Annotated in this window: 16 protein-coding genes; 10 read left to right on the forward strand and 6 right to left on the reverse strand. The window is 65.0% G+C overall.

Translation table 11 applies throughout. From position 1 onward, the window contains the following. Positions 1-104 precede the first annotated feature (104 nt). Positions 105-503: a hypothetical protein gene (locus tag ABD002_RS12200; RefSeq protein WP_343791453.1), complete on the reverse strand. Its 399-nt coding sequence runs from the start codon at positions 501-503 to the stop codon at positions 105-107. Positions 504-587: 84 nt separating this feature from the next. Beyond that, on the reverse strand, positions 588-1664 hold the full coding sequence (locus ABD002_RS12205; protein WP_343791455.1) for a GlxA family transcriptional regulator: 1077 nt from the start codon (positions 1662-1664) through the stop codon (positions 588-590). Between the two features lie 131 nt (positions 1665-1795). Here ABD002_RS12205 and ABD002_RS12210 point away from each other — a divergent pair, with 131 nt between their 5' ends. Both ABD002_RS12210 and ABD002_RS12215 read left to right on the forward strand, forming a co-directional pair. Next, on the forward strand, positions 1796-2878 hold the full coding sequence (locus tag ABD002_RS12210; RefSeq protein ID WP_343791457.1) for a sensor histidine kinase: 1083 nt from the start codon (positions 1796-1798) through the stop codon (positions 2876-2878). Positions 2879-2882: 4 nt separating this feature from the next. After that, positions 2883-3611, forward strand: a complete 729-nt coding sequence (locus ABD002_RS12215) for a LytR/AlgR family response regulator transcription factor (protein WP_343791459.1) — start codon at positions 2883-2885, stop codon at positions 3609-3611. A gap of 84 nt (positions 3612-3695) precedes the next feature. Here the strand turns inward: ABD002_RS12215 and ABD002_RS12220 are convergent, their stop codons facing one another. Together ABD002_RS12220 and ABD002_RS12225 are read right to left on the reverse strand one after the other, a co-directional pair. Then, positions 3696-4631 (reverse strand): sigma-70 family RNA polymerase sigma factor, encoded by a 936-nt coding sequence (locus tag ABD002_RS12220; protein ID WP_343791461.1) that lies wholly within the window; start codon positions 4629-4631, stop codon positions 3696-3698. After that, positions 4628-5386 carry an SDR family oxidoreductase gene (locus tag ABD002_RS12225; protein WP_343791463.1) on the reverse strand — a complete coding sequence of 253 codons (759 nt, stop codon included), beginning with the start codon at positions 5384-5386 and terminating at the stop codon, positions 4628-4630. The genes ABD002_RS12220 and ABD002_RS12225 overlap by 4 nt, the downstream gene beginning before the upstream one ends. Before the next feature lie 43 nt (positions 5387-5429). Here ABD002_RS12225 and ABD002_RS12230 point away from each other — a divergent pair, with 43 nt between their 5' ends. After that, a complete protein-coding gene (locus ABD002_RS12230) occupies positions 5430-5615 on the forward strand; it encodes a hypothetical protein (RefSeq protein ID WP_343791465.1) in 186 nt (61 codons plus the stop codon). Positions 5616-5754: 139 nt separating this feature from the next. Then, positions 5755-5982: a sigma 54-interacting transcriptional regulator gene (locus tag ABD002_RS19710; RefSeq protein WP_379989284.1), complete on the forward strand. Its 228-nt coding sequence runs from the start codon at positions 5755-5757 to the stop codon at positions 5980-5982. On the opposite strand, the gene ABD002_RS12240 is transcribed toward ABD002_RS19710, so the two are convergent. Next, entirely contained in the window at positions 5913-7163 is a 1251-nt protein-coding gene (locus ABD002_RS12240) for an RCC1 domain-containing protein (RefSeq protein ID WP_343791467.1), read from the reverse strand. The two genes, ABD002_RS19710 and ABD002_RS12240, sit on opposite strands and share 70 nt — an antisense overlap. Positions 7164-7741: 578 nt before the next feature. On the opposite strand from ABD002_RS12240, the gene ABD002_RS12245 reads away from it, so the two are divergent. Beyond that, entirely contained in the window at positions 7742-9058 is a 1317-nt protein-coding gene (locus ABD002_RS12245; RefSeq protein WP_343791469.1) for a hypothetical protein, read from the forward strand. A gap of 108 nt (positions 9059-9166) precedes the next feature. Here ABD002_RS12245 and bla read toward each other — a convergent pair whose 3' ends face one another. Then, positions 9167-10192, reverse strand: coding sequence for a class A beta-lactamase (bla, locus tag ABD002_RS12250; protein WP_343791471.1), 1026 nt, complete (start codon positions 10190-10192; stop codon positions 9167-9169). A gap of 432 nt (positions 10193-10624) precedes the next feature. Between bla and ABD002_RS12255 the strand changes: the two genes are divergently transcribed. From ABD002_RS12255 to ABD002_RS12275, 5 genes are all read left to right on the forward strand, one after another. Next, positions 10625-11719 carry a glycosyltransferase gene (locus ABD002_RS12255; protein WP_343791473.1) on the forward strand — a complete coding sequence of 365 codons (1095 nt, stop codon included), beginning with the start codon at positions 10625-10627 and terminating at the stop codon, positions 11717-11719. A 372-nt stretch (positions 11720-12091) separates the two neighbouring features. Continuing rightward, complete coding sequence (locus ABD002_RS12260; protein ID WP_343791475.1) at positions 12092-12514, forward strand: hypothetical protein; 423 nt, start codon at positions 12092-12094, stop codon at positions 12512-12514. Positions 12515-12580: 66 nt separating this feature from the next. Continuing rightward, entirely contained in the window at positions 12581-13093 is a 513-nt protein-coding gene (locus ABD002_RS12265; protein ID WP_343791477.1) for a phage tail protein, read from the forward strand. A gap of 14 nt (positions 13094-13107) precedes the next feature. Beyond that, entirely contained in the window at positions 13108-13605 is a 498-nt protein-coding gene (locus ABD002_RS12270) for a phage tail protein (RefSeq protein ID WP_343791479.1), read from the forward strand. An 8-nt stretch (positions 13606-13613) separates the two neighbouring features. Beyond that, positions 13614-14129, forward strand: a complete 516-nt coding sequence (locus tag ABD002_RS12275) for a phage tail protein (protein WP_343791481.1) — start codon at positions 13614-13616, stop codon at positions 14127-14129. Positions 14130-14136: the final 7 nt, after the last annotated feature.

Genomic DNA, 14136 nt, shown 5'->3' on the forward strand with positions numbered 1-14136 from the left:
AGACCCACGCTCGGTGCCCTGGGCGCCAGACAGAGGCTCGTGGACGACAACCACGGGTCAACTGCCAGGCTCATTTACTGGGCCCATTCCCGACCGCCGGCCTCTCAACGCGGACGATGCTGCGTGCCCACACCAGCGGTAATGAAGAGTGCCGTTGCCTCGCCGATGATGTCGGCCGTATGCCAGGTTCCGCGCTCATTGATCGCATATTCCCCGGGTCCCAGAACGACAGATTGCTTCGATCCATCTGGCCGCTCCTGGTGCAGCGTCATGCTGCCCGCAAGGCAAAGCACTACCTCGGCCCCGTTTGGATGCATTTCCCACATGCTCCACGAATCCTTGAAGGTAAACGTGCTGACCAATCGACCTTCGACACCGTCTGAATAGTGTCGCTCGGCGTAGCCGGCGTACCAGTCCATGGATCCCGTGAAGGCGGGTTCAATGGTCGCAGCCGCCCCGAGCCCGAGATGAATCGGATTCACTGCGATATGGGTTCCAGCCATGTGCCTCTCCGTATTGGGACTGCTAACGACCCTACGCTACGCGATGATGGTGCCGTCGCAAAGATCCGCGGTCCATCGCGCACCCTAGTCCAATGAATTGCCTTGCACGCGCGTCAGCTTCAATGGCAGCGTCGTTTGATTCTGGGTCCATGTACCGGAGATCGCATCGTGCTTCGCGTCGAGCTTCCCGGTGAAGCGGCCCTCGGATCCTCCGTTGGCGAACGTCACCGCGTCGCCATCGATCTTTACGCTATCGATCGGCGTTCCATTCATGTCCTCGTCGATGCCATCGACCGTGCCGGTAGGCTTGCCCTGCGCGTCGGGCCAAAGATGCACGGCGACGCGGAACGTGCCGTCCGAAGAGGCGAGATTGCCGCGCCAGTTGCCGAAAGCGCCTTCGCGATAGCGGTCGGCCGGCGAGTGCACGGCGACCGGCTCGGAATACTTGATGGCCGACGTGCCGCCTCCGATCCAACCGGCGCTTTCGTATTCGAGCCGCCGCGCCGTCGCCGCGGCGATGTCACGGCCGAAGTATCCGTCGACGATGTGCAGTGCGAGATCAATGCCGGAGCTGAGTCCACCGGCGGTGTAGACGACGCTGTCGCTCTGCACGAAGCGCATGTCGCGCTGCAGTCGCACGTTTGGAAACTCGTGCTGAAATTGGACCCAGTAGCCGTGGTGCGTCGTTGCCGGCTTGCCATCGAGCAGGCCCGCTTTCGCGAGCTTGAACGCGCCGGTGCAGACTGACATCACGACATCGCTGTGCGCCGCCGCGTTGCGCAGCCATTCCATCATCTTCGGCGAGTCGCCTCGCTGCGCCGGAACGACGACGATCTTCGGGACCGGCGCGTTGTCGAACGTGTAGTCCGGCGTCACGGTCATCCCACCGGAGACGCGCAGCGGCTGGATGCTGTCGGACACGACATACGGTTTGAACACGTGCTGATCGGCCATCGCGCTGCCTCGCGCTGGCACCATGACATCCTGAAACACTTCCCACGGACCGGCGAAGTCGATCATCGCGGCGCCTTCAGTCACGACGAACGCGACCGGAATCGAGCCGTGCTCCGGTGCGGAGAGTTTCGTGCGCGCAGTCGGCTCGGCCGCGATGGCGTTAACAGAAAGAGCTGCAAACAGAAAGAAGGGGATCGTGCGGGGCATGGGATGTTCCTCAACGGTGAGACTCAAGCATGGTCCCGAGACAACTCGAACGCGATGCCGCTCACTGCACGTGTCCGACACTCGGCTGCAAACGGACCCCTGCAATGTTGTGCCTGCGCTAACCTTGCACCATGACGACCGGGACGAACAAAGCGGCGTTGCATCGCTGGAACGCGGCGATCTGGCTCGTGATCGCGCTATTCAGCGCGACGCAGACCGTGTTCGTGATGCGTGCCGAGGGCATGCATCACGCGTGGGCGGCGTTGTACGTCGTGCAGGTGCTGATGTGGTTGCCGTGGGCGATCGCGACGCCGCCCGTGCTGGCATTGGCGCAGCGTTTCCCGATCGAAAGGCCGACGCCAATCACGTTCGGACTACACGTCATTGCGTGCGGGTCAATCGACCTCGCCATGTCGGCGTGGACGGCGCTGCTCGAAGTGTGGCTGAACCCGTGGGCGATCAACGCTTCGCCCGGGAGGTTCATGCCACTGTGGTTCGATCATGTGTACAACGGCATTTTTCAGTCGGTGTTTCTGTACGCTGCGATCCTCGCCGCTGGATACATCGTCTTGTCGCGGCAACGTTTGGCGCAGCAGCAGATTGATACGGCGGTATTGGGCGAGGCGCTGACGCGCGCGCAACTCGAAGCGTTGCGGCGCCAGATCGAACCGCATTTTCTCTTTAACGCGCTGAACAGCGTCGTCGCGCTGATCCGCGAAGGCCGCGCCGACACGGCCGCCAGCACGCTGGTTGCACTGAGCGATGTGTTGCGTGGGTTGATGGACAGCTCCGGCCGGCAGGAAGTCGCGCTTGCCGAAGAACTCGGGTTCCTCGATCGCTACCTCGAAATCCAGAAGGTGCGTTTCGCCGACCGCCTGTGCATCGAGATCCACATCGCGGACGAGCTGCTATCGGCCCGCGTGCCGTGCCTCGTGCTGCAACCGCTCGTCGAAAATGCGATCCGGCACGGCATCGCGAAGCACGCAGGCGGAGGAAGCGTGCGTATCGCGGCCGTGCGCGCCAACGGGCGGCTCGATCTCAGCGTCTACAACGACGGCCCGCAGCTTGGCGACGTGCACGAAGATTCCGGTGTCGGCCTCGCCAATGTGCGCGCGCGCCTGCGCGGCCTGTACGGCGACGAGTTTGCTTTCGCGCTGCGCAACGCGAACCCAGGCGTCGAGGCGAACGTGTCGCTGCCGTACCGCGCGGAGTGAGCGCGTGAATACGGACCTAGTCCCCATTCGCGCGCTCGTCGTCGACGACGAGCCGCTCGCGCGCAGCGACGTGTGCCGGATGCTGCGCACATACCCGCAGATCGACGTCGTGCGGCAGTGTGGCAATGGTCTCGAGGCGCTTGCCGCGATCAAGGAACTCGCCCCCGATCTGGTGTTTCTCGACGTGCAGATGCCCGAATGCGACGGCTTCGAGGTGCTCGAGCGCCTCGGCGGACGGTTGCCGCCAGTCATTGTGTTCGTGACCGCTTACGACGTGTACGCGCTGCGCGCGTTCGAAGCCGGCGCGCTCGATTACCTGCTGAAACCGTACGACGACACGCGATTCGGCAAGATGCTCGCCCGCGTCATCGAGCGCATGGCCGCGATCCGCGCCGTGCCGGCAACGTGCGAGCGCCTCGCGATTCGGAGCGCGGGCGAAGTCGTGTTCATCGACGTGGCAGCGATCGACTGGATCGAGTCTGCAGACTACTACGCGTGCCTGCACGTCGGCGCGACGACGCACATCCTGCGCCGCAGCCTCACCGAGCTCGAAGCTGATATGCGCGGCGTGGGATTCGCGCGCATCCACCGTTCCACCATCGTGAACCTCGACCGCGTGCGGCGGTTGGCACCAGGTCCCGATGGTGACTACGAGATCGCGTTGCACGACGGCACGCGGTTGAAAGTGAGCAGGCGTCACAGGCGCGACGTGCTTGCGCGGCTTGGATGTTGAGTTCCTCCGAGAAGTGAACCGGACTCCGTTTTTGGACTCCGCTTTTTAAGGGCAGACGAAAGCACGATCTGCGGTCTCGTCGAGTCAGTGCGCGGCGCCGTCGCCCGCGGGCTTGGCGTCCGGCGCCAGCGCCAGCTCTGCGTCGGCGACGGCATAGCGGACATAGCGGTAGTCGCGGATGAAGCTGATCCGGCCGTCGTGCCACTCGAGCCACATCATGTAGCTGGGCTTCGGATCGGCGCGGTCTTCGAAGACCGCGACCACCTCCCGGCCCTCGAGCCAGGCAGGGGCGAGCCGCACACCATCGCTCTTGGCGTAGATGGTGAAAAACGAACCAACGTCTGCGGAGCCGACGCGGAGCGGGTATGAGGACTGAATGAGTTTGACGTCGTCGGCCAGAAGCGCTCGCAGGCCGTCCCAGTTCCGTTGGTTGAAGAGCGCGACATAGCGAGCCACCGCAGCGGACGCTGGTCGCGCGTCCGGAAGTGGGTCGGCTTGCGCATTGATCTCCCGAAGACGCGCGCGACCCCGCGCGAGATGGCCCTTCACGGCGTCGACGGTGAGGTCCAGGAGGGCGGCAATCTCCATCAGCGACTCGTCGAGCACGTCCTTCAGGATGACAACGCTCCTCTGGAGGATGGGGAGCTCCACGAAGCGCGACACCGCGGTCTTGACCGCTTCCTGGTGCATCAGCATCTCCACGGGATCAGGCTTGGGCGAGTCGGCGATGTCCGAGGCGGCGTCGATCGGTTCGGCCATGCGCACCGCCCGACTGCGCAGCAGGTCGAGGGTGCGGTTGTGAGCGATCCGGAATAACCAGGGTCGAAGCAGCGGCGTCTCCTCCAGGTCCTGCAACGCTGCGAAAGCCCGGACGAGCGTGTCCTGCACGACATCCTCGCCGTCGATGACTGATCCCATGAGACGCGCGCAATAGCGGTGCAGCTCGGGCCGCAGCTCACCGGCGAGAGCGAAGAGTTGCGCCTTGCGGTCCTCGTTCGGCGAGGGCGGTCCTGCGCTCAAGGCGTTGCTTCCTCGAGCAGGGTGACACCGGTGTCGCCCTTGAGCCCGAAGGCGAAGCCCTCGGCATGTTGCGGGTCGTCCAGCACGGAAACGACGTTCTCGCCAAACTGCCGCGGCGGCATCGGCGCGCCGAAGCGGGCCACGAATTCTTCGGGCGTAATGCCCATGGCGCGCGCGTAGGTATTGGCGGCCTCGTCACCCACTCCCGTGCCTCGGACGATCTGTCGTGGCACGATCGCCTGGAAGCGGATCCCTAGGTCCTTCTGCTCCGAAACGCCGTTGGCGTACTTGGCCATGAGCCAGAGCATGCGCTTGGCGCCGGCATAACCGCCCGACATCGGCGATCCACTCACGGCCGCGCCGCTCGATCCCACCAGTACGCGACTTCCGGGTTTGAGCGGCAGGTTGAGCGCCGCCTGCAGCCAATAGAGCCCGGCCTTGACGTCGTGCTCCCAGGGCGCGGTGAAATCCGCCCAGCTCAGCTCGTCCAACCGACCCATCCGCGGCTTCGCGCCGGCGTTCAGCGCCAGGATGTCCGGGCGAACCTCGGCAAGGATGCGGTGGGCTGCGGTCTCGTCCGTCACGTCGGCGGAGATCGTGGCAACGCCCAGCCGGGCGCGGACGGACTCGAGCGCATCGGCGGCGCGGGCGACGACCGTCACCCTGGCGCCGTGCGCGACCAGGGCCTCGACCAGTCCCAGGCCAAGGCCGCGACTTCCGCCGGTGACGACGACATTCTTGTCTTTGAGGCTCATCAGGTCTGCTCCAGTGTTTAGGTGTAGCTAAGACGATCGAGGCTTGGAAAAGGAGTCAATCAATGCCGCCGCGAGGGTCCGCGATCCTAAGCGGGTCGCCCGGGTCGATGAGAACACCGCCGCCGACCGCCTTGAAATGAACGCCGAGCAGATCGAGCGGCTGAACAAGCTCACGCCGGCCGTCCGCGAGCGCCACGACGAAGGGAACATGGCCGTCATCGGCCGCTGACCGAGCTACGCGGTGCGTCGCCGTACCACCCCGCCGCTCGCTCACGCCGATACGGCGGGAGTCGTTGTCCATCCTGCTCGCCGTCTGATCTATCGCTTAGGCGAGCATGCAAGTGGGGCTGCTCGATTGAAGTGACTGCCTGAACTGCGCCACGTTGCGCGGCGATGGCGCCATGAGCACCTTGTTCGGCCACGTGAAGGGTGCCTATGCCGGCGCGGGTAGCGATCGCGCGGGTCTCGCGCTCGGTCTCACCGGACGGCCGTCGTCGCGCACGGCCGCCGGCGGAAATTGCCGCTGTCACCAGATGCGGACCGGCCAGTCCCTTTCCGTGTACGTGCCGTCGCCCAGCTCGCCGTCCTGGTTGTAGCCCCAGCAGTACAAATAGTTGCCGTAGTTCGGGTAAGTGAGAACTGCGCAGGTGTGCCTGTCGCCAGCCGCCACGCTGAGCGCGGACCAGGGCGCGGACACGATCAATTGGGCGGTGTTGGCGACATTCTCGTTCTTGTAGTCACCGAGCTGGCCGTAGTCATTTTTGCCCCAGCAATAGAGGCCCTTGTTCGGCACGTTCGCGCAGTTCACGTTGCGCGCCGGACCGGTCGCCAACACATTGACCCCGGACAACGCCGTGCTGCCCGAATGGGGGCTCAGCGGAGAAAGATCGTAGGAATCGTAGTAAACGGCGACGCCCGCGCCGAGCTGGCCGTAGTCGTTGCCGCCGAAGCAGCCGGTCACGCCGCCGCCGTTGCCGAACAGGCTGTAGCCGCCGTAGGCGCACACGGTGTCGACGCCGGCCGATATCGACACCGGGTAGAAGTTGGCCAGGTTGTTGTTGATCAGGGTCGGCGTACTGTTGTTGTCGCCCCAGTACTGCGTACCGCCGCCGATGTTGCCCCAACAGTACATTTGGTTGAACTGCGCGTAGAACGACGAACTCGTCACGGCACAGCTCATGGCCTCGCCGGCCGTGATCGACACGGGGGTCGCCGGCAGCGAGACCAGCTGCGGCTGCGAAGTAAAGCCGTTCGGCGTGTAGCCGAGTTGCAGGTTCACGTTCGAACCCCAGCAGTAGAGGTGCGAGGTCGAGTCCAACGCGCAGACATGGGAGCCGCCCGCGGCGAGCTGCACGATCGGATGGCTCGAGCCGAACCCCGGCACCGCAACCGGCGTCGAATACACGCCGCCCGGCGCTACGCCGAGCTCGCCGTAGCCGTTGTTGCCCCAGCATTGCACGCCGCCCGTGGTCAGCAACGCGCAGGTGAACCAGTCGCCGGCGACGACCTGCTTGACGGTTGCTTGCAGGCCTGTCACGTACCACATCGTGTTGCTATTGATGCCGGCATTCGGGTTGCCCAACTGGCTGTAATAGTTGTTGCCCCAGCACGACACGCCGCCGGTGTTCCACAACACGCAGGAATGGTAGGCACCGGCTGCCACGGCAGTCGGCGTCGGGCGATAAATGGCCTCGGCGTTGCCGCACGCCAACAGGCCGCCCATCCATACAAGAACCGCCAGCGCGGAGCCGGCCTTGGCTTTGTCGGGTCTGATCATGTGATTGCCTTTGTCGAGATTGGTGGAAGGGAATTGCCGGGCCATTGGCGGCTTCGTTCGCGCGCGCCCACCCGCCCGATGACGGAGATCCGGCCGTGTGTGGCAGGCATGAAAACGAACGGGAGGTGACGATACGAACAACGTGTTGCCGGACTTTCGGGTCGGTGCCGGATCGGCCGCGGGCGGCTCTTGCGGCCGCCGCCGCGCGCAACGTCGCGAGTCACGCGGCCGTTACGGAACTGCCGAGGCCGTGATCGCCGCGGCCGCTCGGGAGGTCCTTGCCGACCGAGGTCCAGCTGCACACGGCGATTCCGCTGAGCATCGGTGCCGCAGCTCGATGCGAATATCAGCCGTTCGAGCCCTGAGGCCCGCCCCGAAAGTGCTCCACCTGCGGTTAGGTTAAAGTGCCCCGGCAGTTACACGCCGCTTTCGGCCAGTTCCGAACATTCGAAATATCTACGAAAGCCGAGGCCATTCACTTCCTCTATAGTCCGTAGGGGAATGAATATCCCTCGGCCCATGGAGCACAATCGTTGCCCCGTCGCGCGCGACTCACCAGGTCTTACGGAGTGAACCCGATGAAGTCCCCACGTCGCATCCCCGCCCGGCTGGTCCCGGCGCTGATCCTGTCCCTGGCCTTCACCGCGCCGGCCTTCGCCGTCGTCCCTCCGGACAAGGCGGCCGCGATCTTCGGCGAGGCCAAGACGATCTGCGAACGCGATCATGGCGCGTTGTGGGGCCACTCGCTCTGCGGCCCGATCCTGCTGGTCGATCCGGATGACCGGTCGGTGATCGCCAACCAGGCCGACACCCTGGGCTCCCTGAAACCCTCCGGTGCGGTCTTCATCGGCGTCCTGCCCCAAGCCGACAACATCGCCAACACGTCGACCCAATGGTCGGGGATCCGCTGGACCGAGCTCGTCTGGCAGATGCTGCCGGAGGAGCTGGACAAGCGCCACGCGATGCTCGCCCACGAGCTCTTCCATCGTATCCAGCCGGAGCTCCCGGTCGCCCAGCCTGAGGGCGGCGACAACGGCCACCTCGATACGCTCGAAGGGCGCTACCTCCTGCAGCTCGAATGGCGGGCGCTGGCCAGTGCGTTGCAGGCGCCGGGGGCCACCGCGCGCCGGGCCGCGGTGGCCGACGCGCTGCTGTTTCGCAGCCAGCGCTACGCGAATTTCCCGGACGCGGCGGCCAACGAGGGCGCGCTCGAGGCGAACGAGGGCGTGGCGCAATATACCGGCGTGCGACTGGGCCTGGCGACGCCCGAGGCCCGCACCGCCTTCGCGATCGACAGCCTCAAGCCCTACACGCCCGATGCCACCTTCGTGCGGTCGTTCGCCTACGCCACCGGAGGCGCCTACGGGCTCCTCCTGGATCGGGCCGATCCCGCTTGGCGCAGCAAGCTCGCCTCCGGCCAAAGGTTCGATCAGCTGCTGCGCGCCGCCCTGCGCCTGCCGGCGTCGAATCTCGCCACCGTGAAGGCGCGGGCGGCGGCCTACGACGACGGGACGCTGCGCGCGACCGAGGTGAAGCGCGACGAGGTCATGAAGGCACGCGCCGCCGCGCAGCACGCCAAGTTCGTCGACGGTCCGGTCCTGACGCTCCCGCTGAAGCACGCGAACCGTCAGTTCAACCCGCAGACCCTGCAGCCGCTGGGCGACCTCGGCACGGTCTATCCGACGCTGCGTCTGGTCGACGACTGGGGCGTGCTGGAGGTCGAGGACGGTGCGCTGATGGCCAAGGACATGAAGACGACGGCGGTCTCGGCGGCTGCGATCGATCCCGCGGGCCTCAAGGGCGCAGGATGGCACTTGACGCTCAAACCCGGCTGGAGCGTCCGGGTCGGATCCCGCAAAGGTGATTTCGTCGTTGGGTCGGCCAGCGAGCCATGAAGCGGAGGGCGCAGTCGAAAGCAGACGTTCTGAGCTTGCCTGGCCGCAAGCCATTGGTGCTGGAGGGGTAGGGCAGTCCACTCAACGCGTCGGCCTGGAAAACCAGAGCTAAGGATGGAGAGCAGCGGCGATGCTTCGCGTCAGGTCGGCAAATGTGGCATTCCGTTCTGCCTTTGATGCGCGCGAAGCCGTGAGAAACGCAGCGACGAGAACGGTGTGACCGTCGGACGAAGTAAGAACGCCGATGTCGTTATAGGCCGCCGTCACACCGTCCAATGAATCGGACGTGCCGCATTTGTCGGCCAGGTGGACGCCGTTGGGTAGACCAGCCCTCAGGCGGTTGGGAACCGTTTGCCCGTCCATTAGGCGTAGCAAGCGTTGGGCTGACGAGGGTGGCAGTAATTCACCCTTCCAGAGTTGGCGAAGGAATTCGATGGCGGCATCCGGCGTGCTCCGATTCCGTGGATCGGCAAGAAATGCCTCGTAACCGCGACGGAGTCGCTGATGCGCTTCCTGTGACGACTCGGTGGGAGAGATCCCTTCTCCCGACCGGAGACCTTCAAATACACGCCCGACCCCAGCTTCGTCCAAGTCCACACGCATCCCATCGATGCCATGCGACCGGAGAAACGCCGTAACGGCTGGCGGCCCACCTGCGAGTTTGACCAAGGCGTCAGCGGCCGTGTTGTCACTTTCGCTGACCGCCGCGATGAGCAGCTGCTCGACCGTAAACGTCATGTGCTCGCCACGGAAATTGCCGCCGATTGATGGCACTGCGGAACCGGATCGAAGGTCTGCGCGAGTCAGCGTGACGTGCTGTTTCAAGGAGAGCCTGCCTTCATCGATTTGCGCGAAGACTGCGGCGGCAACGGGAGCCTTGAACACGCTCATCATCGGGTAGGCTTGGCTCGCATTGACTCGCGCCTGGGCGCCGGTTTTCAAATCAAGAATGGCCACTCCAAGAAGGCCCGGACGCGCGCGCTGCGCCAATACTTCCAGCGATTTCTGGAGCCCGGTCTGAGCGGCCGTCATGGCCACGCCGTTGGCGGCGCCCGCCGGCAGGGGAAGCCATGCAAGCGAGAGACCGAGGACGATCGCAGCAGCGATCGTGCGGAGGCCATGTGGAGACTTCATCGGACTCTTCCCTGCCGAGTTTGCAATGTAGTTAGTTCGCATATCAGGGTGGCAGGGTTATGGACGAGTTCTGATGATTTCGAGGCCACTTGGCGACCGTAGGAATCGAAGATGCCGCCGCTACGCCGAACACTCTATGAGGTGGCTTTCTCCGGCTATATCATCGCGGGCGCCGCCGGCCACTTGTCGGGCAGCTATGTCCGAGGTCGAGAAGGAGAAGAGGCCCCGCTCGCGGCCCGTCAATTCCAACGACTGAGCAGCAGCGCTAACCGAAGCAGATCAAAAAGGCCATGACGAGCAGCAGTACGACCACCTTCATTCATCAACGCGCGGTCATCGCCTCTGCCAACCTGACTTTGAGCGGGCGCTTGCCAAGGAGCCGGTGTGGCTTCGACCAAGTCGCCGTGCGCATGGACTGAGGAACGGATTCCGATGCGTCTCTGCCTCAACATGATCGTCAGGAACGAAGCGCCCGTGATCGAGCGCTGCATCCGGTCTGTGCTGCCGCATATCCAATGCTGGTCCATCGTAGACACCGGGTCGGACGACGGCACGCAGGACACGATACGGCGACTGCTCGGCGGCCTGCCTGGCGAATTGATCGAGCGGCCTTGGGTGGATTTCGCGACCAACCGCAACGAGGCGCTGGATCTGGCGCGCAGGTACGGCGACTACGCGTTGATCATCGACGCTGACGACGTGCTCGAGGTCGCCCCTCGCCGCTCGTTCGCCGGCCTCGACCTGCCGGGGTATGCGATCGAGATCGCCGGCCCCACGTCGAACTATTGGCGCGACACGCTGCTGCGGCTCGACGTCGATTGGGTCTGGAAGGGCGTGGTGCATGAATATCCGACCTGCTCGCGCATGGACGATGTGCCCCGGCTCGGCGGCCTGCGCATCCGCGTCATCGGCGGCGGCGCGCGCAGCCGGGCCGGACTTCGCGAGAAGTATCTGCATGACGCCGAACTGTTGCGCCGCGCGCTGGCCGACGAACCTGACAACACCCGCTATGCGTTCTACCTCGCGCAGAGCCTGCGCGACGCCGGCCTGATGGAGGAGGCCCTGGCGGCCTACCAGCGGCGCGTCGAATTGGGCGGCTGGGAGGAAGAAGTGTTCTTCTCGAAATATTGCATTGCGTTGATCAAGCAGCGCCTTGGCCATGCCTTCGATGACGTGACGTCCGCCTATCTCGCTGCCTGGCGCGCCCAACCGCAGCGCGCCGAACCGGTGTGCCATCTCGCGAGCTACCTGCTCGAGAAGCAGCACTACGAGCAAGCCCGAGACTATGCGCGCATCGCCAGCGCGACGCCGGTGCCGGCGCAGGGCCTGCAAGTCAACCACTCCGCCTACGGATGGCTTCCACGCAACGCGCTGGCGGGCGCGCTGTTCGCCCTCAAAGATTACCAGGGCTGCCTTGTGGCCTGTCGCGAGATGCTGGCCGATCCTTCGCTGCCGCCGGCCGAGCGTGCACGCGTCAACGAGAACATCGCGGCGACCACGACGGCGCTTGCCGCCACATCGCGCTGACCGCCATACGCCATTTGCCAGACATCTGCGGCCGCAGTCATCCCTAGATGCGCGGGAAAGCCGGCAGGCATCGGCATGTGATCAGCGGGCCGTAGCCATCGGGGAGCCTCGCGGATCGTGCGAGGCGTCCCGTCATCGCCATGCCCCTTTTGGTCTCGGGCGCCGTCAACCCTTCCGCGCCGTCGACGTTCCGCACTATGATAGGTGTATACGCATGCGGTTTCGCTCAGGGGGCGTGGCATGATGGTCGATACAGATGTCGGCGAAGCGCGAAAGCGCGGGTCCGAGGGTTCGCGGCGTCAATTCCTCAATCGGCTGACCTTGCTGGCAAGCGGCATTGTCTCTGCGCCGATCCTTGCTCGAAGTGCCGTCTTGTCCGTATTCGCACAGGGCGCGACCGCAGCGGCATCGCCGGCTGCACGAAAGCCCGGCCATGTCCTGGTCTTCGCCGGAGCGGGTGCTCCAACCCTGATTGATCGCCTGAAGGCGGAGGGCTTCGCGTCAACGGCGCCGGAAAGCCTGCAGGACGCGCACGCCATCGCGGGCATCGCCAGTGGCGGACCCGGCAGCGTTGCGGTCATCGGAGCGGGCGCGGGCGTCAGCGCGGCATTGCAGTTCGCACGAAGCAGCACGTCCGTCAAGACGGTCATCGTGTTCGGCGATGATCAAGGCAGCGCGCTCGCCGAGTTCACGACGCTGCATGCGAAGCGCAGCTATTCGGTGCTGGTGCTGGATGCGGCCGACCATGCGGACTGGACCGGCGCGAAGCGCTGGCTCGATCGGCATCTGGTGTGATGATGGTCCTGGGTGGAATGCGCCGGATGGCCGCGATTCCGTACCACGCAGTTTCGCGGAGGCTCGATGTCTGAATCATTCCTGGGTGAAATCAAGATCATTTCCTGGAACTTCCCGCCGAAGGGCTGGACGTTCTGCAACGGCCAGCTGCTGCCGATCAACCAGAACCAGGGGCTGTTTTCGCTGCTCGGCACCACCTACGGCGGCGACGGCCGGCAGACGTTCGGGCTGCCGAACCTGCAGGGGCGGGTGTCGCTCGGTTCGGGAAACCATGTCCTCGGCGAGCGCGGCGGCGAGACGAGCCACACGCTCAACATCTCGGAGCTGCCGGCGCATGGCCACGGTCTCTCGGCAAACAGTGGCGCAGCCAACGTGAGCCGGCCGGGCAGCAACGTGCTCGCGAAGGCCGAGGCGGCCAACTACGAAAGTGCGGCGACGCCCGTCACGATGGGCAGCTCCAATAGCGGCCACCTGGTTGTCGGCAACACCGGCGGCAGCCAGCCGCACGAGAACATGCAGCCGTATCTCGTGCTGAATTTCTGCATCGCGCTGCAAGGCATTTTCCCCTCGCAGACCTGACCGGAGCCACGCGCATGTCACAACCCTTCATCGGCGAGATCCGCATGTTCGGTGGCAACTTCGCCCCGGTCGGCTGGGCATTCTGCGAAGGGCAGGTGCAGGCGATTGATCAGAACCAAAGTTTGTTCCAGCTGATCGGCACCGCCTACGGCGGCGATGGCCAGACCACGTTCGCGCTGCCCGACTTGCGCGGCCGGTTGCCGATCCACGTCGGACCCGGATTCGCGCTCGGCCAGACCGGCGGCGCCGAGAGCGTCACGCTGACCACCAGCCAGATCCCGGCGCACGGCCACGCACCACAGGCGTCGCGCGGCGGCACATCCAGCGTCAATCCGGCCGGCAACATGCTCGCGGCCGGCGGCGTCACCATGTACACCAACTCGCTGGCGACGCCGGTCGCGATGCCTCCGACGCAGTCCTCCGGCGGCAGCCAGCCGCACACCAACATGCAGCCGTACCTGTGCGTCAACTACATCATTTCGCTGTTCGGCATTTTCCCGTCTCAAACCTGAGAAGCACCATGGCGAATCCCTTCCTTGCGGAAATCCGGCTGCTGCCCTTCAACTTTCCACCCAAGGGGTGGGCGTTCTGCGCTGGCCAGATTTACCCCATTAGTCAGAACACCGCGCTGTTCTCGCTGCTCGGCACCACCTACGGCGGGAATGGCACGTCCAACTTCGCGCTGCCGAACCTGCAGGGCTGTGCGGCGATGCATCCTGGCCAGGGGCTGGGCTTGAGCCTGCACAACCTCGGTGAAACCGGTGGCTCGGAGACCGTGACCTTGCTGCAGAGCGAGATGCCCGCGCACACCCACACGGTCAGCGCGCAGGACGGCGACGGCGCGGTGGCGGATCCGACCAACAACTTCATCGGCAATTCCGCGGGCCTGGCCTTCCTCAACGGATTGGCGAATACGAGCACCCACCCGATGTCGACGAGCGTGGCCGGAGGCAACCAGCCGCACAACAACATGATGCCGTACCTGACGTTGAACTACTGCATCGCGATGCAGGGCGTCTACCCGTCGCGCGGCTGACGCAGGC

Source organism: Dokdonella soli (assembly GCF_039523175.1).
Classification (GTDB): domain Bacteria; phylum Pseudomonadota; class Gammaproteobacteria; order Xanthomonadales; family Rhodanobacteraceae; genus Dokdonella_A; species Dokdonella_A soli.

Excerpts from the sequence above, each read along its gene's own strand:
- ABD002_RS12240 (WP_343791467.1), bottom strand. The coding sequence starts at position 7,163 with ATGATCAGACCCGACAAAGCCAAGGCCGGCTCCGCGCTGGCGGTTCTT.
- ABD002_RS12270 (WP_343791479.1), top strand. The coding sequence starts at position 13,108 with ATGTCACAACCCTTCATCGGCGAGATCCGCATGTTCGGTGGCAACTTC.
- bla (WP_343791471.1), bottom strand. The coding sequence starts at position 10,192 with ATGAAGTCTCCACATGGCCTCCGCACGATCGCTGCTGCGATCGTCCTC.
- ABD002_RS12275 (WP_343791481.1), top strand. The coding sequence starts at position 13,614 with ATGGCGAATCCCTTCCTTGCGGAAATCCGGCTGCTGCCCTTCAACTTT.
- ABD002_RS12205 (WP_343791455.1), bottom strand. The coding sequence starts at position 1,664 with ATGCCCCGCACGATCCCCTTCTTTCTGTTTGCAGCTCTTTCTGTTAAC.
- ABD002_RS12255 (WP_343791473.1), top strand. The coding sequence starts at position 10,625 with ATGCGTCTCTGCCTCAACATGATCGTCAGGAACGAAGCGCCCGTGATC.
- ABD002_RS12225 (WP_343791463.1), bottom strand. The coding sequence starts at position 5,386 with ATGAGCCTCAAAGACAAGAATGTCGTCGTCACCGGCGGAAGTCGCGGC.
- ABD002_RS12265 (WP_343791477.1), top strand. The coding sequence starts at position 12,581 with ATGTCTGAATCATTCCTGGGTGAAATCAAGATCATTTCCTGGAACTTC.
- ABD002_RS12245 (WP_343791469.1), top strand. The coding sequence starts at position 7,742 with ATGAAGTCCCCACGTCGCATCCCCGCCCGGCTGGTCCCGGCGCTGATC.
- ABD002_RS12210 (WP_343791457.1), top strand. The coding sequence starts at position 1,796 with ATGACGACCGGGACGAACAAAGCGGCGTTGCATCGCTGGAACGCGGCG.
- ABD002_RS12200 (WP_343791453.1), bottom strand. The coding sequence starts at position 503 with ATGGCTGGAACCCATATCGCAGTGAATCCGATTCATCTCGGGCTCGGG.